21 protein-coding genes are annotated in these 23,152 nt (G+C 40.5%); 15 read left to right on the forward strand and 6 right to left on the reverse strand.

Going from position 1 to position 23,152, the window contains the following annotated elements; all coding sequences use genetic code 11:
* Positions 1–16: 16 nt before the first annotated feature.
* Positions 17–1,171: a type II toxin-antitoxin system HipA family toxin YjjJ gene (gene yjjJ / locus M5X66_RS08440; RefSeq protein ID WP_270104011.1), complete on the forward strand. Its 1,155-nt coding sequence runs from the start codon at positions 17–19 to the stop codon at positions 1,169–1,171.
* 48 nt (positions 1,172–1,219) lie between these two features.
* The gene (locus tag M5X66_RS08445) at positions 1,220–2,101 is read left to right on the forward strand and encodes a LysR substrate-binding domain-containing protein (RefSeq protein WP_036947946.1); all 882 of its coding nucleotides are present in this window, start codon (positions 1,220–1,222) and stop codon (positions 2,099–2,101) included.
* Here M5X66_RS08445 and M5X66_RS08450 read toward each other — a convergent pair.
* Positions 2,090–2,806 (reverse strand): sulfite exporter TauE/SafE family protein, encoded by a 717-nt coding sequence (locus M5X66_RS08450; RefSeq protein WP_108478112.1) that lies wholly within the window; start codon positions 2,804–2,806, stop codon positions 2,090–2,092. The genes M5X66_RS08445 and M5X66_RS08450 overlap by 12 nt on opposite strands.
* Before the next feature lie 316 nt (positions 2,807–3,122).
* Here M5X66_RS08450 and bla point away from each other — a divergent pair, with 316 nt between their 5' ends.
* Positions 3,123–3,980, forward strand: coding sequence for a class A beta-lactamase (gene bla / locus M5X66_RS08455; RefSeq protein ID WP_036947942.1), 858 nt, complete (start codon positions 3,123–3,125; stop codon positions 3,978–3,980).
* 393 nt (positions 3,981–4,373) lie between these two features.
* Complete coding sequence (locus tag M5X66_RS08460; RefSeq protein ID WP_270104012.1) at positions 4,374–5,495, forward strand: ribosomal protein uL16 3-hydroxylase; 1,122 nt, start codon at positions 4,374–4,376, stop codon at positions 5,493–5,495.
* A 48-nt stretch (positions 5,496–5,543) separates the two neighbouring features.
* Here M5X66_RS08460 and M5X66_RS08465 read toward each other — a convergent pair whose 3' ends face one another.
* Positions 5,544–6,452, reverse strand: a complete 909-nt coding sequence (locus M5X66_RS08465; protein WP_036947938.1) for a LysR family transcriptional regulator — start codon at positions 6,450–6,452, stop codon at positions 5,544–5,546.
* 151 nt (positions 6,453–6,603) lie between these two features.
* On the opposite strand from M5X66_RS08465, the gene M5X66_RS08470 reads away from it, so the two are divergent.
* From M5X66_RS08470 to M5X66_RS08490, 5 genes are all read left to right on the forward strand, one after another.
* Positions 6,604–6,813 (forward strand): tautomerase family protein, encoded by a 210-nt coding sequence (locus M5X66_RS08470; protein WP_036947935.1) that lies wholly within the window; start codon positions 6,604–6,606, stop codon positions 6,811–6,813.
* A gap of 15 nt (positions 6,814–6,828) precedes the next feature.
* Positions 6,829–7,854, forward strand: coding sequence for a quinone oxidoreductase family protein (locus M5X66_RS08475; protein WP_108478109.1), 1,026 nt, complete (start codon positions 6,829–6,831; stop codon positions 7,852–7,854).
* Positions 7,855–8,091: 237 nt separating this feature from the next.
* Positions 8,092–9,720 carry a DUF4139 domain-containing protein gene (locus M5X66_RS08480; RefSeq protein WP_270104013.1) on the forward strand — a complete coding sequence of 543 codons (1,629 nt, stop codon included), beginning with the start codon at positions 8,092–8,094 and terminating at the stop codon, positions 9,718–9,720.
* A 120-nt stretch (positions 9,721–9,840) separates the two neighbouring features.
* The gene (ydfG, locus tag M5X66_RS08485; protein ID WP_108478107.1) at positions 9,841–10,587 is read left to right on the forward strand and encodes a bifunctional NADP-dependent 3-hydroxy acid dehydrogenase/3-hydroxypropionate dehydrogenase YdfG; all 747 of its coding nucleotides are present in this window, start codon (positions 9,841–9,843) and stop codon (positions 10,585–10,587) included.
* A 90-nt stretch (positions 10,588–10,677) separates the two neighbouring features.
* On the forward strand, positions 10,678–11,049 hold the full coding sequence (locus M5X66_RS08490; RefSeq protein WP_006659792.1) for a DUF1283 family protein: 372 nt from the start codon (positions 10,678–10,680) through the stop codon (positions 11,047–11,049).
* An 82-nt stretch (positions 11,050–11,131) separates the two neighbouring features.
* Here M5X66_RS08490 and bioD read toward each other — a convergent pair whose 3' ends face one another.
* From bioD to M5X66_RS08505, 3 genes are all read right to left on the reverse strand, one after another.
* A complete protein-coding gene (gene bioD / locus M5X66_RS08495; protein ID WP_036947919.1) occupies positions 11,132–11,809 on the reverse strand; it encodes a dethiobiotin synthase in 678 nt (225 codons plus the stop codon).
* A gap of 141 nt (positions 11,810–11,950) precedes the next feature.
* Complete coding sequence (locus M5X66_RS08500) at positions 11,951–13,162, reverse strand: ROK family protein (protein ID WP_270104014.1); 1,212 nt, start codon at positions 13,160–13,162, stop codon at positions 11,951–11,953.
* A gap of 136 nt (positions 13,163–13,298) precedes the next feature.
* Positions 13,299–14,204: a LysR family transcriptional regulator gene (locus tag M5X66_RS08505; RefSeq protein WP_036947913.1), complete on the reverse strand. Its 906-nt coding sequence runs from the start codon at positions 14,202–14,204 to the stop codon at positions 13,299–13,301.
* Positions 14,205–14,316: 112 nt separating this feature from the next.
* Here M5X66_RS08505 and M5X66_RS08510 point away from each other — a divergent pair, with 112 nt between their 5' ends.
* The 3 genes from M5X66_RS08510 (at position 14,317) to tus (ending at position 17,326) form a co-directional block, all read left to right on the forward strand.
* Complete coding sequence (locus tag M5X66_RS08510; protein ID WP_108478104.1) at positions 14,317–15,579, forward strand: MFS transporter; 1,263 nt, start codon at positions 14,317–14,319, stop codon at positions 15,577–15,579.
* A 114-nt stretch (positions 15,580–15,693) separates the two neighbouring features.
* The gene (locus M5X66_RS08515) at positions 15,694–16,266 is read left to right on the forward strand and encodes a lytic polysaccharide monooxygenase (RefSeq protein WP_036947909.1); all 573 of its coding nucleotides are present in this window, start codon (positions 15,694–15,696) and stop codon (positions 16,264–16,266) included.
* Between the two features lie 154 nt (positions 16,267–16,420).
* Positions 16,421–17,326 (forward strand): DNA replication terminus site-binding protein, encoded by a 906-nt coding sequence (gene tus, locus M5X66_RS08520; RefSeq protein ID WP_036947906.1) that lies wholly within the window; start codon positions 16,421–16,423, stop codon positions 17,324–17,326.
* 60 nt (positions 17,327–17,386) lie between these two features.
* Here tus and fumC read toward each other — a convergent pair whose 3' ends face one another.
* Positions 17,387–18,784: a class II fumarate hydratase gene (fumC, locus tag M5X66_RS08525; protein ID WP_036947899.1), complete on the reverse strand. Its 1,398-nt coding sequence runs from the start codon at positions 18,782–18,784 to the stop codon at positions 17,387–17,389.
* A 178-nt stretch (positions 18,785–18,962) separates the two neighbouring features.
* Between fumC and manA the strand changes: the two genes are divergently transcribed.
* The 3 genes from manA (at position 18,963) to add (ending at position 23,038) form a co-directional block, all read left to right on the forward strand.
* Positions 18,963–20,138, forward strand: coding sequence for a mannose-6-phosphate isomerase (gene manA / locus M5X66_RS08530; RefSeq protein ID WP_036947897.1), 1,176 nt, complete (start codon positions 18,963–18,965; stop codon positions 20,136–20,138).
* A gap of 108 nt (positions 20,139–20,246) precedes the next feature.
* Positions 20,247–21,887 (forward strand): YdgA family protein, encoded by a 1,641-nt coding sequence (locus tag M5X66_RS08535; protein WP_036947894.1) that lies wholly within the window; start codon positions 20,247–20,249, stop codon positions 21,885–21,887.
* Positions 21,888–22,036: 149 nt separating this feature from the next.
* On the forward strand, positions 22,037–23,038 hold the full coding sequence (gene add, locus M5X66_RS08540) for an adenosine deaminase (RefSeq protein WP_270104015.1): 1,002 nt from the start codon (positions 22,037–22,039) through the stop codon (positions 23,036–23,038).
* Positions 23,039–23,152: the final 114 nt, after the last annotated feature.

Raw genomic sequence — 23,152 nt, forward strand, 5'->3', positions numbered from 1 at the left:
TATTCTGAATTGAATTATGGTTGATGACTTAGATACGTTTCGAGGGTTTAATTCTGCTCCTATTTATCGCATCACAGAAGAGGGTACATTACGATCTCTAGGTCAGTTAATTCCGGTTTATCCAGATGGATTCGTTATGGAGCAAGTTGACGGAGTATGCCTTCATAGTGATGGTTTACCATGGTGGCTATTTGATATACGCCCACAAGGATACCTTGGTCGAGCTTATGCATCCGCCTATTCAACGCAACTTGGAATATCACCAAATCCAGATCGCTGGTCAGACTCCGATATTATAAGAGCCTTGCTCGCTCACGGGCATGATGCAGTAGGAAACTTATTAATTGGGGAGCAGGCAAGAAACCAATTTCTGAACATGCAGGCACCGACTCCTGTTGATCGAGCTACTGTGTATCCAACATTAGCGCGAGCGGTTAGCTCGGGAGAGGCTCCAGGATCATCCGCAGGCGGTGAGCAACCTAAGTTTTGTACCTACACTGAACGAGGTCATGTCATTGTAAAATTTACGGCGCAAGATGATAACCCAATCAGTGAACGTTGGCGTGATTTGTTACAAGCGGAGCACCTTGCTTTAAAGGCACTAGGAGTAGAAACAGAGGTATTTGATTTTGAAGGACAACGCTTCCTTGAAATTCCTCGATTCGATCGTGTTGGTTTACTCGGTCGTCGAGGGCTTTTTTCTTTACAAGCTCTGGATGCAGAATTTGTAGGGCGGGCAAGGGAGCCTTGGCCTGTATTGGTCAATGAATTAGTGAAGCAAAAACATGTACATCCCGATGCTATTACCAGTACAGCACGGCTTTGGGCATTTGGTATGCTCATCGGCAATACCGATATGCATCATGGTAATTTATCGTTTATTAGTAGTCATGGCCGCCCATACCATCTTGCACCAGCTTACGATATCTTACCGATGGGATTTGCGCCTAAGTCGGGTGGTGAAATCGTTAATACTCTTAGGCCAGTTACATTACTTGAAGGGATCCGTGGAGAAACTTGGCGGGAAGCGTTGGAATTAGCTGAGACGTTTTTTACTTTAGCCAATGATTGCCAATGTTTTTCTGAAAACTTTGCTTTATGCTTACAAACGTTACGCGGTCACATCGATGAGGCCAGTTCCCGGATATCGCGCCTTGCTGATGAGTTTTGATGCTAAAACTTAGTCTAAGCATAGGGCATAAACATTTTCGGAGCGATTATGCGTTTTGATATGGTTGATTTACGTTTATTTGTAAATACCCACAAGGCCGGGAGTATTACAGCAGGGGCCAATTTATCTAATTTAAGTTTGCAATCAGCCAGTGAACGTATTCGGGGCATGGAAAGTGAACTTGGTGTTTTATTATTGACGCGCTCTTCGTCGGGAATAAAGCTGACAAATGCCGGATTGGCATTATTGAATCACGCGAATCAAGTGCTCTTGCAAATCGACCATATGCGTAGTGAATTGCGTCAATACAGCCAAGGTTTACGGGGGTATATTGACCTGTTATGCAACTCTTCGGCACAAGCTGGTTTTCTTCCCCAAAAATTAGCGGACTATCTACAGAAATATCCTAAGATTAGCGTTGGGATCCGTGAAATGCCGAGTGAGAAAATCATCAATAGCCTTAATAATCAAATGGCAAATTTAGGCATTGTTGCAAATCCATCGTCATTATATGACTTAGAATTTAAATTTTTATGTGATGACCATTTAGTTATTTTCGCACCACCATCCAATGGTTTTAATGATCACGGCATTTCTTCATTAAACCAAATTGGAAACCGTGATTTTATTGGGCTTTCTCAAGGTAATGCATTACAGGATTATATTGACCATCATGCACTAAGCGAAGGAGTTTCATTTAATTACCGAATGCGTTTAGCAACAATGGACGCAGTGATGCAATTGGTGAGTGAAGGGCTTGGCTATGCCATTTTACCGAGACAAGTCATATCACGCTTTATCGGAATATATCCAGGAAATATCACTCCTTTATCTGATGAATGGGCAAAGCGCAAATTATACATTTGCGCCCGAAGGTTTGATGAATTACCGAGTTATATGGATGAGTTTGTTAAGTTCTTACTTGAATAACATGTAAATGCCTAAAGCGATCAATCCTAAGAAGAAACAACGCCTGAATATTTTTTCACTGATCAAATTTCTACAATATTGCCCCACATACATGCCAATAATCGCCGGAATAAGTACAATTGACGATGTGTAATAATCTATAGTTTCACTATTATTCTCTCTGATTAATAATATGGCCAACGCAATTGTTGACGCGGTAAACGCGAGTCCTAAAGTTTGTATTAATTCATTTTTATTAAGATTTAGCGATTGTAAGTAAGGAACGGCAGGGATCACAAAAACCCCCGTGGCTGCGGTAATAACGCCAGTAATATAGCCAATCAGTGGGGATAACCATCGTTCATTTTTACCCGATGTTGACGATTTAGGGAGGAACATGGCCACTAAGCCATAGATGATTAATATCAGACCTAATGCAGGAAATACCCACTCTGATGCTGAGCTCAATTTTGGTAATGGGCTATAAACAGTGCCAATAAAAATAGCGATAATAAATAAGTAAAATCGTCGAATTAAGTTTAAAAACTTACCACCGATCATAAGCTGCCATATATTAGTGACGAAAGATGGAATAATTAGAATGCTTGCTGCAACAGCAGGTTCCATGACCGTTGTTAACAAACCCATAGATAATGTTGGCAAGCCTAGCCCAATGACTCCTTTAACAAATCCTGCTAAAAAGAAGATCAATAAAATTAATGCCATATTGGATTTACCTTTGAATTGATAAGTATTGCTTAAAGGATAATCAATTAAATAAAAACAACCTATATGGATTATCTTCAGGAGGGCTTCGGAAAATACAGAGCAGGGTTTTCAGCAAGTTACAGCGATTATAGCCATCAATACACCATTTAAATCAAGCTATAAGTTTTTCTATAGGCTACTAAAAATTATCATCATTTGTGAACCATAGAGAAGAAAATATAATCATGATTAAAAATAAGACCCTACATAAATTAAATTTCAACTTATGCTGAAATAAACTCATTATATAAATATTGACCATCAAAGGTTTACTATGACTTTACGATTTAAAACATTTGCCGCATTCATTTTAAGCATGCCTCTTGTATCCTCTGCATTTGCTTTGACTTTACAGGATCAAGTTAAGCAATACGAAAAAGAGGGTTGGAAGGTTGGTTTGTCAATTATATTCCCAGATGATAAAACGATTTCTATAAATGGAAATCAACGTTTTCCTTTAGATAGTACAGTTAAATCAATTGCTTGTGCCAATGTTCTGGCAAAGGTTGATGCAAAGAAACTTTCATTAAATCATTCGATGATAGTGACTGAAAAAAATATTGTGACATATTCACCAGTTGCTAAAGATTATATGAATAAGCCATTTACGCTTGAACAAGCTTGCAAAGCGGCCAATGAATACAGTGATAATACTGCCGCTAATTTTGCTATTTTTTCGGGTGGGGGACCAGAAGCTCTGACGGCATTTATGAGAGCAATAGGAGATACGGTTACTCGTTCTGACCGATATGAGCCAGAATTGACAGTCAATCCTGAGGGTGATTTGCGAGACACAACGACTCCTGATGCAATGAGCAAGAGTATTAAGAAAATTTTGACTGGCGAAGTTCTTAGTCATTCATCAAAAGAACAATTGAAAGAATGGATGGTCAATAATAAAGTCGCTGATAATATGCTTAGAGCTTCACTTCCTAAAGGATGGAAAATCGCAGATAGATCAGGTGCAAGTGACTATGGTGTCAGAGGGATAACGTCGATGGTCTGGTCAAATAATCATGATCCTGTTTTCATCAGCATCTATGTAAGAAAAGCGGATACTTCTTTGGATGAACGCTCAGAAGTGATTCGTATTTTAGGTTCTCATATATTTGACGAATACCTTAGTCACTAAAAAGTAGTAAAAGGTTGGGGTTCTATGGAAGAACCCCGATAAGTAGTAGAGAGGTAGTTATAAGGCTATTATCTGTCCATACATTCTATTTAACATAATATGCATTATGCGAACTTAAGTATGAAATAAAGAAATCCAGCATTCTGGCTGGTTAATCGTGTTGGTTTGTTTATCGCTGAAACTGTCTTTTATCTACGACCAATTAAGCTCTTCAGTAGTTGCTTCATGTCTTCCCGCTAAAGTTCTGTGAGATTTAATTTAACTTTGACGATTGTTTGGTTCTTGAATTCTGATTCCCCCAAAGTTATCGACCTACGTTTGACGCCAAACAAAAATATAAGGGCATATTACTTCTATAATGACTGGCTTATTTACTTATATAGATGTGGTCACATGGCTAACAAACTGAATCTTAACTGGCCTGAATTTCTAGAAAAATACTGGCAGAAAAAACCCGTTGTATTGAAAAATGCATTTCCTGGTTTTGTCGACCCTATCACTCCAGATGAACTGGCCGGTTTGGCGATGGAACCGGAAGTTGACAGTCGCCTAGTCAGCTTCATTGATGACAAATGGGAAGCGAGCCACGGTCCGTTTGAAGACTATAGCGAATTAGGCGAAAAAGGATGGTCACTGCTAGTACAAGCCGTCAACCATTGGCATATGCCTGCCGCTGAACTGGTAAAACCGTTCCGCGTGCTGCCTGAATGGCGTCTTGATGACTTGATGATCTCCTATTCAGTGCCTGGTGGTGGTGTTGGGCCACATATTGATAACTATGATGTTTTTATCATCCAAGGAATGGGACGCCGCCGCTGGCGAGTGGGTGACGCCCTTTCCATGCGTCAGTTTTGCGCACATCCGGCATTATTACATGTTGACCCATTTGAGCCGATTATTGATGTAGAAATGGCAGCGGGCGATATTCTGTATATTCCGCCGGGATTCCCTCACGACGGCTTCACCTTCGAAGATACCATGAACTATTCTGTCGGCTTCCGTGGTCCTACTGGGCGCGATTTGCTGAGCAGTTTTGCTGACTATGCACTGGAACAGGATTTGGGTGGAATAAACTATGGCGATCCTGACCTGAAAGTCAGTAAAAATGCGGGAACCATGGAGCCTCATGAGGTTGAACGCTTACGCGCTATGATGATTGAAATGATCAATAAGCCCGGTGATTTTGAACAGTGGTTAGGTCGTTTTGCAACCACTCCACGCCATGAGTTGGATATTGCCCCTGCTGAACCGCCATATCAGCCGGAAGAAGTACTGAGTGCTTTGAATGCAGGTGAAAAATTGATACGACTAAGCGGGCTACGAGTCATGCGCATCGGCGATCATTTCTTTGTTAATTCAGATGGTTGGAATACCACAGAAATAAAAGGTGCGGACGCATTGTGCCAGCTTACGGAAATTGGAATAAATGAACTCGATGAAGCACTGGATAACCCAATTTTTGTCGCTGAGTTGACCGAATTTATCAATCAGGGATATTGGTATTTCGAAGAATAAGTTACTTTAGCCTAATAAGATAAAACACCTGGTGATGGGTGTTTTATCTCATTTTCCATTACTCGTCATAAACTCAATAAACTTTTTTGTTTTCAACGGAATATAACGGGCATATGGATAAATTAAGATAAACGGACGAGTTGTTCCCGCATACTCTTGCAGAACTTCTACTAGCTCACCGCGTTGTAATTCTTGCTCGACAGTAAATCGATATACCTGCATAAGACCAGCCCCATTTTTCACTAATGTCAGCGTGGCCAAAAAATCCTGCTGGCATAACAAACGCCCTGTCGTCTCTATTTTTACAACATTCCCTTGTGAACGAAATGTCCACGGTATTTTTCTACCACTACTGGGTAAGGAATATTGAATACATTCATGATGCATAAGGTCAGAAAGAGCATGAGGTGTGGAATGCTGCTGCAAATATGAAGGTGCAGCCACAATGATGAGTTCAGCATCCTCAAGGCGACGGGCAATTAATCCTGAATCATGTAACTCGCTTCCTCTGATAGCAACATCATAGTTATCCTCTGAAAAATCAATATTTTCATTGCTGACTTCCAGATTTATTTTCAATTGCGGATACCGAGAACAGAACTGATTTAATCGAGGGAGTAATCGGTAATGCGCATAGAGTGTTGGAACACTAATACGGAGTATCCCAACTGGTATCTGATGTTCCCCAGAGATTTTGCTTTCGGCCTCAATGAGTTGATTTAACGCATTTCTACAATCCAAGTAATATTGCTGCCCCGTGTCGGTTGTTCGCATACTGCGTGTCGTTCTAACAAATAATCGGGCTTGCAATCTTTTTTCAAGTCGGCCAACAGAACGACTGACTGCAGCTGGAGTAACGCCAGCTGCATTAGCCGCCGCTGTAAAACTACCGGTTTCTACGGTAAGACAGAATAATTCGATACTGCCCATTTGCATATCATCAAAATAGCGTTGCATAGCCACCTGAAAGATTAGTTACATAATGTATAAACTATAATAACACTGCGATTATTTTTCAATTTTAAGTAATGAATTATTGTTATAGGCAACATCAATACAACAACGCCAACTTCTGTAATCAGTCGATGGCACGACAGAGAACAATAAAATGCCCTATATCAATATCAAAGTGACAGATGAAGGTGTCACCAACGATCAAAAAAAACGCTTAATTGAAGGTGCGACCACCCTGCTCAATCAGGTACTTGGAAAACCGAAGTCGTCTGTTTTTGTCGTAATTGATGAAGTCAAAACCGACAACTGGGGAGTTGGCGGGGAGATCGTAACCGATCTTAGAAAAAACGAAAATTCACGATAAGTTGGAGATAAAAGCATGAAAGCTGCAGTCATTCATCAATTTGGTGGCCCTGAAGAAATAAAATATGAAGATCTGAATATGCCTCTAGCGGGTCTAGGTGAAGTCCTCGTTAAAACACTGGCAATTGGCACTAACCGACTTGACCACTATGTTCGTTTAGGTGAAATTTCACCCGATATCACCTTTCCCCATGTTTTAGGTTCCGATGCGGTAGGTCAGGTTATAAATTGGGGCGAAGACGTCACTGGATTTAATGTCGGTGACCGCGTGATCTCAATGCCAGGTTATCCATTGGATCCGTCAGAAGCACATATTCGCCCAGTGACAGTTGCCAGTAGTTACGCTATTCCCGGGGTTCACACTCAGGGAACCTATGCTGAATATATTGTCGTACCTGCGCAGTGGCTATTGATTGATAATACGGACTTACCCGTTGAGCAAATCGCTGCACTTCCGGTGCCACTACTTATTGCTATTCGTTCTGTGGAAATTGTTGGTGAAGTTAAAGCCGGAGATACCGTTCTGGTGCAGGCGGGTGCGTCAAGTACAGGGTTGATGAGCATTCAGGTGGCGAAAGCGCTTGGGGCGCGCGTGGTCACAACGGTACAGAATTCAAACTCGGTTGAAACAGTCAAAGAATTTGGCGCCGATTTTATTATTAACACCTCTGAACAGGATTTTGTTTCTGCCATCCAAAAATGGACTGAAGGAAAAGGTGTTGACGTTGCAATTGATAACTTAGGTGGCGACATTCTTCAAAAAACAATCAACGTAGTGCGCCCAGAAGGCATTATTGTCTCAATGGGTTTTATGGCAGGTACGCAAGCGACAATCGATGTTCGTAATTTTTTCTTCACTCAAAAACAGCTACGAGGAACATTGGTTGGCGATATAGAAGATTTTTCAAGATGGCTTCCTGCTATTAAAAAAGGGCTAATCAGACCATTGATTGACAGTACGTTGCCGTTATCTCAGGCAGCTTATGCTCATGAGCGAATTGCAAACAACCAGGCACGTGGCGCAATTATACTTATTCCTTAATATTATTCGCTCTCAGCCACCGACCGCTATAAAAAAGTCGGTGGTTCAATTCTTATCTATCCTCAGAAATCAAAACCTCTTTTTTTAAAAGATAATCAAAACATCAGCCAACCATTCTGATTGCTCTTTATAAATAGAATCTTACTTTAAGCTTATTCTGTTATCTCAACGGATTAAATTCCAATATGATTAAAAACTATCAACAAAACTAATTTATCCAGCTAATGGAGTATCAATATGTTTGTCACTCGCAAATTCACCAAAGGAATTTTATTTGTATCGGCGTTAGCGTCATGGCAAGCATTTGCTGAATCAGCGCCGCTTTTGCACCCTCTTAAACTCAATCAAGCCACGATTTTTTTACGCGGTGCCGAGTTAACGAATAGCGCCACTGTTAATTTACCGCAAGGCGAAAGTAAACTGGTTTTTACCAATGTTGCTAACCACCTTGATCAAAAAAGCCTTTCTATTAGCTTAGATAATGAAGATGTTTTGATTCGCTCAATTGATGTGCAAACCATTGCAGTGGAACCTGTCTACACAGGTGAAGTGGCAAATTTAAAAACGCAAATAGACGCGATAACTAAGCAAATTTCAGAACTTAATATCAAAATAAAAGTGGGTGATGACCAACTTGCTTTACTGAAAGACCAGCGCTTTTTTGGTGAAACGACGACATTATCCCTTGAGCAGTCCGCATCCAAATTGGAATTTATTCGCAAGCAAATGTCTGCGATATTGAGTGAAAACTTAGCGTATCAGCAGCAGATTGATGAATTGACAGAGAAACAAGCATTATTGCAGACAAAATTTGAAGGCATTCTTCCCGATAATATTGGTGAACAGACGCAAATTGTGTTGACGGTTGATGCTCCCAAAAATTTGAGTACTAACATGCAAATCTCGTATGTCACTCCCGATGCCGGTTGGTCTCCAAGTTATGATATTCGCGCTAAAGATATTGATAAACCAGTCAGTATTACCTACAAAGCTGATGTTATTCAAAATACCGGCATGGACTGGGACAAAGTTAAACTTACCCTTTCCTCTGCCAATCCAACGCGTAATATCACCCCGCCATTTTTAACGCCATGGTTATTGTCTGTTTATGACCAATATAATCAAGGCTATATGAGCGGAAAAATGTCCGCAACCATGGATATGGAGGTAGCAGCACCTGCGCCAGTAGCGGAACTCTCAGCAGTAAAAAAACGCAGCCCTGGAATGGCAAACTATGTGTCGACCAATACCAATGGCGTGAATCTCAGTTATAACATCGACTTGCCTTTTAGCTTAGCCTCTACCCCTAAAGCAAAATCCATTACCATTAAGCAAGCGGATGTTAATGCTAAATATCGTTATACATCAACGCCAAAAATGGCTGAAGAAGTCTATTTGCAAGCACAAATTGATGACTGGGATACACTGAACTTACTGAATGGTCCTGCAAATATTTACTTTATGAACAGCTATGTGGGTGATTTTTATGTGAATTCAGGGCAATTAACTGAGACTCTCGATATTCCATTCGGGGTGGATGATAACATTCAAATTTCTCGTGTGAATAATGCAGGTATGCGTAAAAAACCGACCTTTATGGGCTCCTCGGTTGAGCAAAAAGAAAGCTTCTTAATTAAAGTACGTAATACGCGGAAAAATGACATTAAACTGTCTGTTTATGACCAACTCCCGACGAGCCGAGATGCCGATATTAAAGTGCTCAACCCTGAATTTAAAGGCGGAAAATTAGATGAAACAGAGAATAAAATTGAATGGGATTTAACGCTTAAACCTCAAGAGACCGTCGAGTTACCGCTAAGTTATACGCTGAAATACCCTAAAAATAAGCAAATTAATGGATTATAACTCACTAAATAAGTTAATTATTTTACTGGTGTAAAAGAACTAAATAAGGGGCTTGGAAGCCCCTTAATAATAAGGTTAGAATGATTCAAAACAAACAACGATAACAACCAGAGGTACCTAATGATTATTCTAGTAACCGGCGCAACATCAGGATTTGGTGAAGCTATTGCTCGCAAATTTATTCAGCATAACTTCACTGTGATTGGAACAGGACGTAGAACTGAAAGATTAAATGCATTACACCAAGAATTGGGTGACAAATTTTATCCATTAACTCTGGATGTACAAGACCGAAAAGCCATTCAACACGCTGTAGCTAATTTGCCCTCCCACTTAAAAAATATCGACCTTTTAGTGAATAATGCGGGGCTTGCTTTAGGTTTAGAGCCTGCATTTAATGCTAATCCGGATGACTGGGAAACCATGATCAACACAAATACCAAAGGCTTAGTCAATATGACTTATGAAGTGCTGCAAGGTATGGTGGAAAAAAATCACGGGCACATTATCAATATTGGCTCTACCGCGGCATCTTGGCCATATAAAGGTGGCAACGTTTACGGTGCAACCAAGGCATTTGTAAAACAATTTTCCTTAGGATTACGTGCAGATTTAGTGGGCAAAAAAATCCGTGTGACCGATATTGAGCCAGGGTTAGTCGGTGGAACTGAGTTTTCAAATGTCCGCTTTAAAGGTGATGATGAAAAAGTCACGAACACCTATAAAGGCGCGGATGCCCTCACTGCTGAAGATATTGCGGAAACTGTTTACTGGGTGGCAACACTTCCGGCTCATATGAACGTTAATACACTGGAATTAATGCCGGTGTGCCAAACATTTGCTGGCTTAACCGTACATAAACAATAATAAATTTTCGTACTATTCTATAAAGACGGCATTATTGTTTATTAGCTATACTCTGGTTATAGAGCGAGTATTGAAACGAAAGGAAATTACATGAGCACGTCACAAAAATTTATCAAAAATGGTCTGGCTGCAATCTGCTTCTGCCTCCCTTTGATGTGGGTTAATGCGGCGCAAGCAGCTAATACATCATGCGCTGCGGGTAGCACTTGTGTTTCTGTCGGCAATGGTAGTAATGATCCGTTGAATAAGGAACAGGCGCGACAAGATAAAGAACAGTGGGATGAGACTAAAATGCTGCGTTCTAAAGTTAACCGTCGCACTGAAAAAGAGTTTGATAAAATTGACGCCGCATTTGATGCTAAAGATAAATGTGAGAAAAGTTTGAATCTTAATGCGTATTGGGAGCCAAATACTCAACGTTGTCTTGATGTTAACTCAGGTCGTCCAATTATCAATCCATAGTTGAAAATAGACTATATCGATAAAACAAAGGGCGCTATTTGCGCCCTTTTGCTTAGATAATAAATTAAAATCTCTATAAAGATTAAAATGCAGGAACCGAAACAAATTCTTGCAGTTTTTCACCATCTAAATAATGTCCCAACTCTTTTTCTTCAGGACGCAATAAATAAGGAATTTCACCCAATAATGGCGCATTAATATGTTGTTGCATGCGCTGGATAATTTGAGCGTAATGTGCCAAGCCTGGGTTGATTCTATTGGCTAACCAACCGACTAACGGTAAACCATCCGCTCGAATAGCTTCAGCTGTCAATAATGCATGATTGACACACCCATGCTGAATGCCGACGACTAAGATCACGCCAACAGATTGTTTTTTCAACCAATCAGCATAAAAAGTATTATCATCGAGAAGATAACGCCATCCACCATTACCTTCGATAACAACTATGTCACTTTGCTCGTGAAGGTGATCTAATCCTTTATTGATTTTATTAAAATCAATACTGTTTTCATGGCTGTAATTATCACCAAGTCGGACAGGGTTAACTTCATCATACGAGACTAGATCTTGCGAAACACGATGAATAAGAAGTGCATCCTTATTGCGCTTCCCTTCAGGTGTATCGATACATTGATCTGCAATAGGTTTGTACCCTACTGCTTTAATACCTTGATTATTAAGTGCTTGTAATATTGCTAGTGTCGATACCGTCTTCCCGACATCTGTATCTGTCCCGGTAATAAATAGATTGTTCATGGTTGTTCTATCCTGAAGTGACAGACTAAAGTCAGCAAAATGCTATAAAAATGATATGAATTCAGTTTATGGGAATGGGGAAATGATAAGTTTGCGTTAGCTCAATTTTGTGTAAGATAATGAGAAGTTTATCAAATTGTATTAGCCTTGCAGTAATTGCAACAACAGTGAGCCATCATAAAGTGCATTTTGAATTAATGCCGTTTCACTTTCGTTAATTGAAATTGTTGATTTCTCAAACATTAATTTATTACTGTAAAGTGGATTCCCATATAATGAGATAAAATATTGTAGGCGAGTAAACCAATAATTTTGCTCATCAGTTAAAGGCGAATTAATTAAAATTAATTCGGTTCCAAATAAATTAATCATCATAGCTAATGGATAAGCGAGTCGTTTGGCTGTTATATCGAGTAATAAAATACATAATGGATCATTTTCTATTGCACCTCGACTAATTGTATCAATATCGACGCTTTCTTTATGCAAAATAGATTCAGGATAATCTGCAAGTAATTCGCTTGCTTGCTGAATAATTGAAGGAATGGATACCTTAGTTTCTAAGCAGCTCTTTCCTCCACAATAGCAAGATTGTGGTCTTTCTGAATCAGTTGGAGTATGTGCAAATAATATAGGCTGACGTGTTATTGAATCCAGCGAATAGCCGTGATTCAGCACTGCGATATTAACCACTTCTTGAATCTGTAAATAAATAATATTTTTTTGTGCTCGAGATTCTGAATGTTTGAGGTGGTCGCCGATAGCTAGAGCATTAACTGGCGGGTGAAGATAGACGGGTAGCCCTGTTTTTTCTGTGAGCATTTCGCCGATAGCCAGTTGGTGGACATGGTAGTCAGGCAACCTATAAATAACTCCAGAATAAGAGTCTAAGAGACCATCTAATAAGATACTGATCGCCGTAACTCTTTCTAAGTAAGACGCGGTTTCTTCGAAAAATAGACTAATCAGTTCCGATAACCGATCACTAAATTTTTGATTACCTTTTACATCAAAAGGATAGCATTGCTCCGTGAGGGTTTTAGCATTAATTTCTTTTAACGAAATAATAGCGTGTTGCTGTTCAATTCGAATGGCTAAAAATTGCCAACCTTCACTTTCAATGACTAACCCAACGGCTGGGCGCCCTCTTAACCCTAATACTGGAAATTCACGTTCTTGTATCAAGTGAGCATCCATCAATTCACGGGTAATTTTGGTGATACTCGCCGGAGCCAATTGAGACTGTTTTGATAACGCAATACGGGAAATAGGACCATGCTGTGCAATAATTCGGTACACAAGCCCTGTATTTAATTGCTTTATTTGGTCGGTATTCCCCGTTTGGTTTATCATCTTAACACTCAGAAATCGTTATAAATTATGATAGATTATGCCTGATATAAATGAAAACTCGGCTACATTTACATATAAAACGTGATGCAAATCTCGTTAATCATTTCAAATCTTACGCTTTATATGCTCACAATACTTATATACCCACAATATTGTGCAGCAGTAATTCAGTCAGTTTTTTAGCCGCAGCAGGTGGCGTTCGTCGAGTATTGTAGACCAACCAGACTTCTGAAGTAGCTTGAATATTCGCGAGTTTTAGATACCTCACACCGTCAATCTTCATTCGTGTAAAGGATTCAGTGATGATGGATATTCCCATTCCAGCAGATACCAAACCTAGAATGGTCATAGCTTCTCCTGCTTCTTGGGAAATTGTAGGAACCACTCCTTCGGAAGCTAATAATTGGTTAATCTCATCATACAGTGCCGTCCCTACTTCCCGCTCAAAGAAAACTAACGGATAAGCGGCTAGTTGCTTAATGTCGACACCACTTTCTTCAAAAGCCAGTAAAGGATGCCCTTCATAAACCGCAACCATAAAAGGCTCTCTAAACAATAATTGATAGTCCAATTGTTCAGGCAATATTGTATTGCGCATGATGCCAATGTCTATGCGCCCGGTCACTAAAGGCGGGATTTGCTGCTTCGTATTCATTTGATGCATATGAATAGAAACATCAGGATATGCTTCTCGGTATTGGCGTAGGCTCATGGTGACTTTGTGCATGAATGGCGTTGTTGACGTAAAACCAATAGATAATTCGCCCAGTTCCCCTTTTTCCATCCGAGCCGCTTTGGTCGCAGCGGCATCGACCTGCCCTAAAATTTGGTAGGCTTCCTTGAGAAACATGGCGCCAGCTGGGGTTAAGGCGACATTGCGGTTATTTCGCTCTAATAATTTGGCATTCACCATTTCTTCAAGCGCCTGTATTTGCTGGCTTAGTGGCGGTTGAGACATGTGCAAGCGCTCAGCTGCACGTCCAAAATGTAGCTCTTCGGCAACCGCAATAAAATAACGTAGGTGGCGTAATTCTATGTTCATTAGATTGATATTTTAAATGTATCATTGTGTATTATTAATATATTAGACAAAAAAATAGAAAGTTTCTATTCTTTGATCGAAATCAAGTCCGTTTAGTCGTCAAGGAATTTACATGGAACAGCAGTCAAATAGCCTCTCAACGAGCCAATCTCTCCAAGGAAAACAAACCAAAACCTTGACCAATACAGAGCCGAAAAAACATTATATTCAACGGGACGATGCTCTGTACCTGCGTGTCACTCTGTCATTTTTTACTGTAGGTTTTGCAACATTTGCGTTGCTGTACTTTGTACAACCTATTTTGCCAATGCTGTCAGCGGATTTTAATATTTCCCCAGCGACGGCCAGTTTATCACTCTCTTTAAGTACAGGATTAATGGCATTGGGATTGCTGATCACTGGTCCTATTTCCGATGCAATTGGTCGTAAAAATGTGATGGTCATTTCCCTGACTTGTGCGGCACTTTTTACATTAATGAGCTCGATAATGGAGAGTTGGCAAGGGATTTTGATCGCTCGTGCATTAGTGGGATTATCACTTAGCGGTGTCGCCGCTGTCGCCATGACCTATTTGAGCGAAGAAATTCACCCGAGCTATGTTGCACTGTCGATGGGCTTATATATCAGTGGTAACTCAATTGGGGGAATGAGTGGGCGTTTAATGACTGGGGTTATAGCCGACTATTATTCATGGCGCGTTGCGGTGGTTATTTTAGGCTCATTGGCGTTGTTGGCCGCGATTGGATTCTGGCGCTTATTACCACCATCCCAACACTTTCGCGCGAGTTCTCTGAAACCTAGAAACCTTTGGGTTAACTTACACTTACATCTACGCGATACGGGATTACCTTGGTTATTTATTGAGGGCTTTATCTTGATGGGTGGTTTCGTCACCATGTATAACTACATTGGATACCGCTTACTTGAATCGCCTTATAATTTTAGTCAGTCTGTCGTAGGATTCTTATCTATTATTTATTTAACAGGAACTTATAGCGCGACTAAAACAGGAAGTTTGACCCAGAAACATGGTTTTGGGCGAATTTTAATTGCTGCCATTGCGATGATGTTAATTGGCGTAATTTTGACGTTACACAGTAATATCTGGGTCATTTTATTAGGCATGACAGTATTGACCACTGGATTCTTTGCCGGGCATTCCGTTGCAAGTAGCTGGGTTGGACGTCGCGCTAAACGGGCAAGAGGACAAGCATCTTCCCTCTATTTGTTTAGCTATTATGCGGGTTCCAGTATTGCCGGTACATTGGGTGGCTTTTTCTGGTCGGCATATGGTTGGAATGGCGTGGCATTATTTATTGCGGCTCTTCTACTGGCCGGTGTAGGTATCGCTTATAAGTTAAAAACAAAATGTTAGTGGCTTATAAATTACCGAATAATCCAATAAGTTAACTGCTACCAAAGGTTAGAATTCACATCCTCATCATAGTTAATAGAAAATATATAAATTAATCAATGATGAGGATCTTCAATGAAAAAATTATTATTATTTCCTTTATTACTCTGCTATAGCTACTTTGCCCTGCCTCATGGCTATATCGAGTATCCTGCAAGCCGAGCTTACCTGTGTAAATTACAAACCAATAAAAACTGTGGCGCTATTCAGTACGAACCTCAATCTGTTGAAGGATTGAAAGGATTCCCTCAAAAAGGACCGGTTGATGGTAAAATTGCCAGTGCGGGTGTTGCGGCTTTTTCATCTATCGATGTTCAGAATCCTTTTCGCTGGACGCGCATGTTAATAGAAACACCTGATTTTGATTTTTTCTGGCGATTAACGGCGATCCACAAAACGACGAAATGGGAATATTTTATTACACGAAAAGATTGGAACCCAAGTGAACCATTAACCCGATCCCAGTTTGAATTAACGCCATTCTGTAAATACGAAAAAGTAGAGACGCCGCCGAGTTTAGTGCAGCACAATTGCAAGCTCCCTCAAAATTACCAAGGCTACCATATTGTTTTGGGGGTTTGGACCATTAATGATACGGGCAATGCATTTTATCAAGTGATTGACATAGAGATAGATTATAAGCAATAACAGCAAGAAAAAACCATGATGGGATAGTACAATACCCTACTGCGCTATCCCTTAATTTCCTGATTAAGCCTGTTGATAAACTGAGATGTTAATGTTAGTTTTGTTTTATAATCACAAAGAATGTTGTAACTAAATATAAGGTTGAATACATCAAATGTCCAAACAACAGTTAATTAGCTCATTCAATCTATTAGAGTCGAATATTAATCTGCTATGCCAATTGCTTCAGGCGCAAAAAGGTGTCAATGCGGCTGTATTTAGTTTACCGGAAACCCTTAAAGGGGACGAAAACAATGAAGTCAATTCTATCTTTGTGGATAAACATACGGGAAACGATGCAATAGCCCAAACAATAGAGCTATTTAAGCTTTTGTTTATTCATAAAAAATCAGAATTAGTTAGCAACAAAACAGCGATACGTTTACCAGGAGCGATTTGTTTAGCACCCTCTTACGCTGAATATAAACAATTTCAGCAGTTAATTTCCGATATCAACCAGTTAAAAATAGACATTAAGCAAATAGTGACCAATGTCGATGAGGCTCATCGGTTTGAATTTATAAGAGAAAGTTTGCATGGGCTACTTACGCTGAATACCTATCGAACATTCACCGCTGTTGTCGATCCTGATACTATTCGTTTTGGGTGGGCAAATAAGAAAGTGATCAACAAAGTGACTCAAGAAGAGATGCTCAACCGTTTACAAGCCAGTCTAGAAAGCGGAAGAACACCGGCTCATTTACAGCGCGAACATTGGCAGCTGCAGTTAGAAACTGAGATCCAGTTAATTCGCTCCCTTCCCCATGATTGCATTCTAAAAACACAGCGTCCGGTTAAAGTTCAACCTATCGCCCGAGTTTGGGACAAAGAAACTCAAAAGCAAACACAATATCCTTGTGCGACGCCGATATTGGTTTTTGCTGTCGATAAAACATTGAGTGACATAAAGTTGGGTGAGCTGGCGGATTATCATCAAGACAGTATCGCATTGCGTAATCGCCCTAAAGCAAAGCCTGTTGAATTACTGATACCACGCTTAAATCTGTATATAGAGCGATAAAAAAAGCCCCTGCTCTATTTCTAGTACAGGGGCTGAAAACCTTATCTTAGATAAAGATAATTACGACTTCATGCTACCAACCATATCTTCTGGACGAACCCACTCATCAAATTGCGCTTCAGTTAAGTAGTTCAATTTCAGAGCTGATTCTTTCAAAGTCAGGCCTTCTTTGTGCGCTTTTTTCGCAATTTCAGCTGCTTTGTCGTAGCCGATATGGGTATTTAGCGCAGTCACTAGCATCAGAGATTCGTGCAGTAATTTCTCGATACGCTCACGGTTTGGTTCGATACCTTCCGCACAGTGTTCGTTGAAGCTACGCATACCATCAGCTAATAAGCGGATAGATTGTAAGAAATTATCGATAACCATTGGACGGAACACGTTCAATTCAAAGTTACCAGAAGCTCCACCAATGTTCACTGCAACATCGTTACCCATCACTTGAGCGCATAACATAGTTAATGCTTCGCACTGAGTTGGGTTCACTTTGCCTGGCATGATTGAGCTGCCTGGTTCATTTTCAGGAATCGAAATTTCGCCGATACCACAACGAGGACCCGATGCTAACCATCTAACATCGTTAGCAATCTTCATTAAAGAAGCAGCTAAGCCTTTTAATGCACCGTGTGCGTGAACTAATGCATCACATGTTGCTAATGCTTCAAATTTGTTCGGTGAAGTCACAAACGGTTGACCCGTTAATTCTGCAATTTTCTTCGCAACACGAACCGCATATTCAGGGTGAGTATTTAAGCCTGTACCGACCGCAGTACCACCTAACGCAAGCTCGCAAACATGTGGCACTGCGTTTTCAATATGTTTTTCATTATGGGCTAACATAGCGGCCCAACCTGAAATTTCCTGACCCAATGTTAATGGTGTTGCATCTTGTAAATGCGTACGACCGATCTTAACAATGTCTTTGAATTCTTTTGCTTTCGCATCGAGGGTTTTATGCAGAACTTTCAGTTCTGGCAGCAAATGTTCACGCATCGCGACAACGGCCGCCACGTGCATTGCTGTTGGGAAGACGTCGTTAGAGCTTTGGCTCTTGTTAACATCGTCATTTGGGTGGATCAGACGGTCGTTACCGCGCTGTCCCCCGAGGATTTCGCTACCGCGGTTAGCAAGTACCTCATTCATGTTCATGTTACTTTGAGTACCAGAACCAGTTTGCCAGATAGCGAGGGGAAATTCTGTTGGATGCTTGCCAGCAAGGACTTCGTCTGCCGCAGCGATAATCGCATCACCGCGATCTTTTGGCAGTAAACCTAAATCCATGTTCACGCTTGCAGCCGCTTTTTTAGTGACAGCTAATGCGTGGATCAGAGCAACAGGCATTTTCTCTACAGAGATACGGAAATGTTCTAAAGAACGCTGCGTTTGCGCGCCCCACAAGTGGTCAGCAGGTACTTCAATTGGTCCCATTGAGTCTTTTTCAATGCGAGTGGCTGCCATTACTAGCTCCTTAGGTACATATTCAGAATAATTAATTTTAGAATCATCTGCTTGCAGGTAAGCAAATAACCGAGCAGTATAATGCCACAAATTGAATTTCAATTATGAGACTTGGTCGAGCTTATTGTGCTGTAGTAAAAAGGAAATTAGTTGATTTTTGCAAAAAGAGAGTTTTGATATGCTAAAAATGATAAACCAAATCCAACACTATGATTGGGGAAGTAAAACTGCCCTCAATGAGCTGTATGGCTATCCTAATCCGGATAATTTACCTATGGCTGAACTTTGGATGGGCGCTCACCCCAAAGCCAGTTCTGAGGTCATATCCCCTTTAACACATCAGAAAATCTCGTTAAATAGCTTCATTAAAGAAAATCCAGAGAAAATACTGAGCAAACATATCGCCGAGCGCTTTGGCCGATTGCCTTATTTATTTAAAGTATTGTGTGCTGCTCGGCCTCTCTCTGTTCAAGTTCATCCAAATAAGCATGATGCAGAAATAGGATTTGCTAAAGAAAATGTGCAAGGGATCCCTTTAGATTCTCCTATACGTAATTATAAAGATGATAATCATAAACCAGAGCTGATTTATGCATTAACGCCTTTTAAAGCAATGAATGCATTTCGTCCTATAGATGAAATTGTCGAATTATTTAGCTTTATTGCAGCCGCTCACCCTGAAATTCAACTTTTCGTTCAAGCACCAAGTGAAGAACGACTTAAAAAATTATTTGCACAGATTCTTAATCTGACAGGCGAACAAAAAGATCTTGCTATAGGGGTATTAAAAGCTGCATTAAATAGCAAACAAGGTGAGCCTTGGAATTCAATTAAACAAATGGTGAACTTATATCCAGAAGATAATGGTTTATTTACACCTTTAATGCTAAATATCGTTGAATTACAACCAGGTGACGCCATGTTCTTAGCCGCTAGAACCCCTCACGCCTATTTAGAAGGTGTCGGGTTAGAAGTGATGGCTAATTCAGATAACGTTTTACGGGCTGGATTGACCAGTAAACATATCGATGTTAAAGAACTGGTTGATAATATTGATTTTAAATCAATTAAAGCTGAAGATTTGTTCAACATTCCCGAAAAATCTGGAAATGTCTGGAAATATAAGATCCCAGTAGAAGATTTTTCATTTAATATATATTCTATTGACTGCTCTGGGTTATCCATAACTAACCATGTTGCTTCAATTTTGTTTTGTATTGAAGGTAAGTTAGTATTGCGATCAGGTAATCAAGAAATAAACATGAATTCTGGTGAATCTGTTTTCTTACCTGCTTATGAGGATAACATTTCTATTAAAGGAAATGGTCAATTAGCCCGAGTATTTAATTTTTAGGTCGTATTCTGTATTTAGCCGTTGGTACACACAGCCAAACGGGTAATAAAACTTATATTATTTTTACATAAGTACGTTTTGTACGTACTGAAAGGATGGATGTTGATAATGAAAAAGTCATTAGTTGCGGTAGGTGTTATCGTTGCTCTGGGCGCAGTATGGACTGGCGCATCATGGTACACAGGTTCAAAAGTTGAAGCTGAACTGAATAAAGTGATTACGAATTCCAATGCGTTTATCACCGCTAACAATCCAAGTGCTGATGTTGTCTTCAAATTAGAGAACTACAAACGTGGTGTTTTCTCTTCTCAAGCTGACATCGTCATTACTTCAACCACTTCTGCTGACGAAAACATCGTCTTTAAAGCGGATATCTCGCACGGTCCACTGCCATTATCTCAAGTGGCTAAATTCAACCTGATGCCAAAATTGGGCGCAGTGAATGTTGAATTAGCGAACACTAAAGCGACTAAAGAGCTGTTTGAAGCGACTAAAGGCAAGCCATTCATGCATGGTTCTGCGGTTATCGGCTACAGCAAAAATGTGGATTCTAGCATTGAGCTGATCCCACTTGAGTACACTAAAGATGATGGTAAGTTCTCTTTCAGTGGCGCTAAATTTGATATCGCAACCGGTTCTGACTTAAGCACCGTTGATGCATCTTTAGTGACTGATAGCTTAGTCATTAGCAGCACCAAGGAAGAAGGCTCTATCACCATGAAAGGCCTGAAGCTGGTTTCTAACGTCACGAAATCTCAGCACGGCTTCTATACTGGTACTCAATCTTTCGTGATCGCAGATACCGATGTTAGCATCCCTGAAACTAAGTTCTCGTTCAAAAACTTAGACGTTTCAAGTGATACATCTATCAACGGTGATGATGTTAAAGGTAATATTTCTTACAAAATCAGCGATGTAAAAGCGTTAGAGCAAAACTTAGGCTCTGGTGAGCTGACGGTTGCTATCGAGAAATTAGATGCGAAAGCATTAGGCAAGTTTGTGGAGCAATACAACCAAGCATTGGCTGATGGCTTAGCAACAGGCAACCCTGGTGAAGTTAGCGAAAAAATCGCAATGCAGATGATGACCACGACTCTGCCAGAGCTGATGAAAAGCAAGCCTGTATTCACAATGAGCCCGTTCTACTGGAAAAACGACGCTGGTCAAAGTTCTATCGACCTGAGCATCACATTCAACAAGTGGAATCAAGACGAAATCACTGCGTTAGCAATGCAAAACAAAGTGGATGAAGCGTTTAAACAACTGATCACTTCTTTCGACTTCAGCATGAAACTGAACAAGCCAATGATCATTGAGTCAATGACTCAAGCGATGATCTTAGATGGTGGCGTAGCAGTATCAGCAGAAGACAAGAAAGCGGTTCAAGAACAAGTTTCTGAAGAGTTCGCAGGCGTTCAACAAATGCTGACTGCGGATATGTTCTCTAACCCGTTCGAAGAAATGTTCATGACGGATGAACAACGTGCAGAAAAAGCGAAAGAGAAAAAACACCCTTGGATGATCGACAGCGAAAACGATTTAACTATGACTGTTAAATTCTCTGGTAACGATCTGACCTTCAACGACGACAAATATACCTTAGCTGAATTCTTAACTAAGATGAAAATGATGCCGGGCGCAGAAGATGAAATGGGTTACGAAGAAGAAGCTCAACCAGCTGATGGTGCAGAAGTTGCAGAACCTGCAATTGAAGCAGAACAACCAGCAGAAGCGCCAGCTGCACAGTAATTGATTCTTAAGATAATTTTCCCTTAAGATAAATCAAGTAAACGCCAGTCACACAGACTGGCGTTTTTCTTTTTATCACCCTCTTTTTCATTGATTTTTACTCAATTACAGACAAAATGGAGGCAATATATCTATAAGGATCATTTATTGTGATAAACAAACAACTCCCACTCACGGATTTACACCGCCACCTTGATGGCAATATTCGCCCAGAAACCATCCTTTCTCTTGCACAACAACATCATATTCAGCTTCCCGCCGATGAAATTGAAGCATTACGCCCTCACGTTCAAATTATGGGACAAGAAGCTGATTTAGTCGGCTTTTTGACTAAACTGGATTGGGGTGTTGCTGTCCTCGCGAATTTAGATGCTTGTAAGCGCGTCGCATTTGAAAACGTGGAAGATGCGTTCAACGCCGGTATCGACTATGCAGAGTTGCGTTTCTCCCCTTACTATATGGCCATGAAGCACCAGCTTCCTGTTGAGGGTGTTGTTGGCGCAGTTATTGATGGTATTGCCGCTGGTTGTCGCCAATATGATATTCAAGTGAACCTGATTGGTATTTTAAGCCGTACATTTGGGCAACAAGCTTGTGCCATAGAATTAGACGGTCTTCTTGCTCATCGAGATAAACTATGTGCTCTCGATTTAGCTGGCGATGAGCTAGGATTCCCTGGCGTCCTATTTGAAGAACATTTTACCAAGGCGCGTAATACTGGACTCAATATCACTGTTCATGCGGGTGAGGCAGCAGGCGCAGCTAGTATTTGGCATGCGATCAAGCATTTAGGTGCTCAGCGTATTGGCCATGGCGTAAAAGCCATTGAAGATCCTGAACTGATTGAATTTTTAGCAAAAAATAACATTGGTATTGAAAGCTGTTTAACTTCAAATATTCAAACCAGCACCGTCCCTTCACTGGCTCATCACCCATTGAAAACGTTTTTATCCCACGGTGTATTAGCATCCATTAATACCGATGACCCTGCTGTTCAAGGTATCGAGCTACCTTACGAATATAATGTTGCTGCATCGCAAGCCGGCCTAACACAAGCTGAAATTGAGCAAGCACAACGTAATGGCTTAACTATGGCTTTCCTTTCCGACAGCGAAAAAGCCGCGTTAATGCGTAAAGCGGCCAGCCGATAATCCCGTTATAACCCCCTCCGTTATAACTACCAATAGGGCAGATCCCGTTTCTGCCCTATTTGACCTTTCGATATTTCAAGTTATCTCTGTTGCTAATCTATTTTATAGTATTAA

The sequence above is a fragment of the Providencia sp. PROV188 genome, assembly GCF_027595165.1.
GTDB classification, from domain to species: domain Bacteria; phylum Pseudomonadota; class Gammaproteobacteria; order Enterobacterales; family Enterobacteriaceae; genus Providencia; species Providencia lanzhouensis.

What these genes read in the sequence shown, in the direction of transcription:
- yjjJ (WP_270104011.1), top strand. Translation starts at nt 17, where the DNA reads ATGGTTGATGACTTAGATACGTTTCGAGGGTTTAATTCTGCTCCTATT.
- M5X66_RS08445 (WP_036947946.1), top strand. Translation starts at nt 1,220, where the DNA reads ATGCGTTTTGATATGGTTGATTTACGTTTATTTGTAAATACCCACAAG.
- M5X66_RS08450 (WP_108478112.1), bottom strand. Translation starts at nt 2,806, where the DNA reads ATGGCATTAATTTTATTGATCTTCTTTTTAGCAGGATTTGTTAAAGGA.
- bla (WP_036947942.1), top strand. Translation starts at nt 3,123, where the DNA reads ATGACTTTACGATTTAAAACATTTGCCGCATTCATTTTAAGCATGCCT.
- M5X66_RS08460 (WP_270104012.1), top strand. Translation starts at nt 4,374, where the DNA reads ATGGCTAACAAACTGAATCTTAACTGGCCTGAATTTCTAGAAAAATAC.
- M5X66_RS08465 (WP_036947938.1), bottom strand. Translation starts at nt 6,452, where the DNA reads ATGCAACGCTATTTTGATGATATGCAAATGGGCAGTATCGAATTATTC.
- M5X66_RS08470 (WP_036947935.1), top strand. Translation starts at nt 6,604, where the DNA reads ATGCCCTATATCAATATCAAAGTGACAGATGAAGGTGTCACCAACGAT.
- M5X66_RS08475 (WP_108478109.1), top strand. Translation starts at nt 6,829, where the DNA reads ATGAAAGCTGCAGTCATTCATCAATTTGGTGGCCCTGAAGAAATAAAA.
- M5X66_RS08480 (WP_270104013.1), top strand. Translation starts at nt 8,092, where the DNA reads ATGTTTGTCACTCGCAAATTCACCAAAGGAATTTTATTTGTATCGGCG.
- ydfG (WP_108478107.1), top strand. Translation starts at nt 9,841, where the DNA reads ATGATTATTCTAGTAACCGGCGCAACATCAGGATTTGGTGAAGCTATT.
- M5X66_RS08490 (WP_006659792.1), top strand. Translation starts at nt 10,678, where the DNA reads ATGAGCACGTCACAAAAATTTATCAAAAATGGTCTGGCTGCAATCTGC.
- bioD (WP_036947919.1), bottom strand. Translation starts at nt 11,809, where the DNA reads ATGAACAATCTATTTATTACCGGGACAGATACAGATGTCGGGAAGACG.
- M5X66_RS08500 (WP_270104014.1), bottom strand. Translation starts at nt 13,162, where the DNA reads ATGATAAACCAAACGGGGAATACCGACCAAATAAAGCAATTAAATACA.
- M5X66_RS08505 (WP_036947913.1), bottom strand. Translation starts at nt 14,204, where the DNA reads ATGAACATAGAATTACGCCACCTACGTTATTTTATTGCGGTTGCCGAA.
- M5X66_RS08510 (WP_108478104.1), top strand. Translation starts at nt 14,317, where the DNA reads ATGGAACAGCAGTCAAATAGCCTCTCAACGAGCCAATCTCTCCAAGGA.
- M5X66_RS08515 (WP_036947909.1), top strand. Translation starts at nt 15,694, where the DNA reads ATGAAAAAATTATTATTATTTCCTTTATTACTCTGCTATAGCTACTTT.
- tus (WP_036947906.1), top strand. Translation starts at nt 16,421, where the DNA reads ATGTCCAAACAACAGTTAATTAGCTCATTCAATCTATTAGAGTCGAAT.
- fumC (WP_036947899.1), bottom strand. Translation starts at nt 18,784, where the DNA reads ATGGCAGCCACTCGCATTGAAAAAGACTCAATGGGACCAATTGAAGTA.
- manA (WP_036947897.1), top strand. Translation starts at nt 18,963, where the DNA reads ATGCTAAAAATGATAAACCAAATCCAACACTATGATTGGGGAAGTAAA.
- M5X66_RS08535 (WP_036947894.1), top strand. Translation starts at nt 20,247, where the DNA reads ATGAAAAAGTCATTAGTTGCGGTAGGTGTTATCGTTGCTCTGGGCGCA.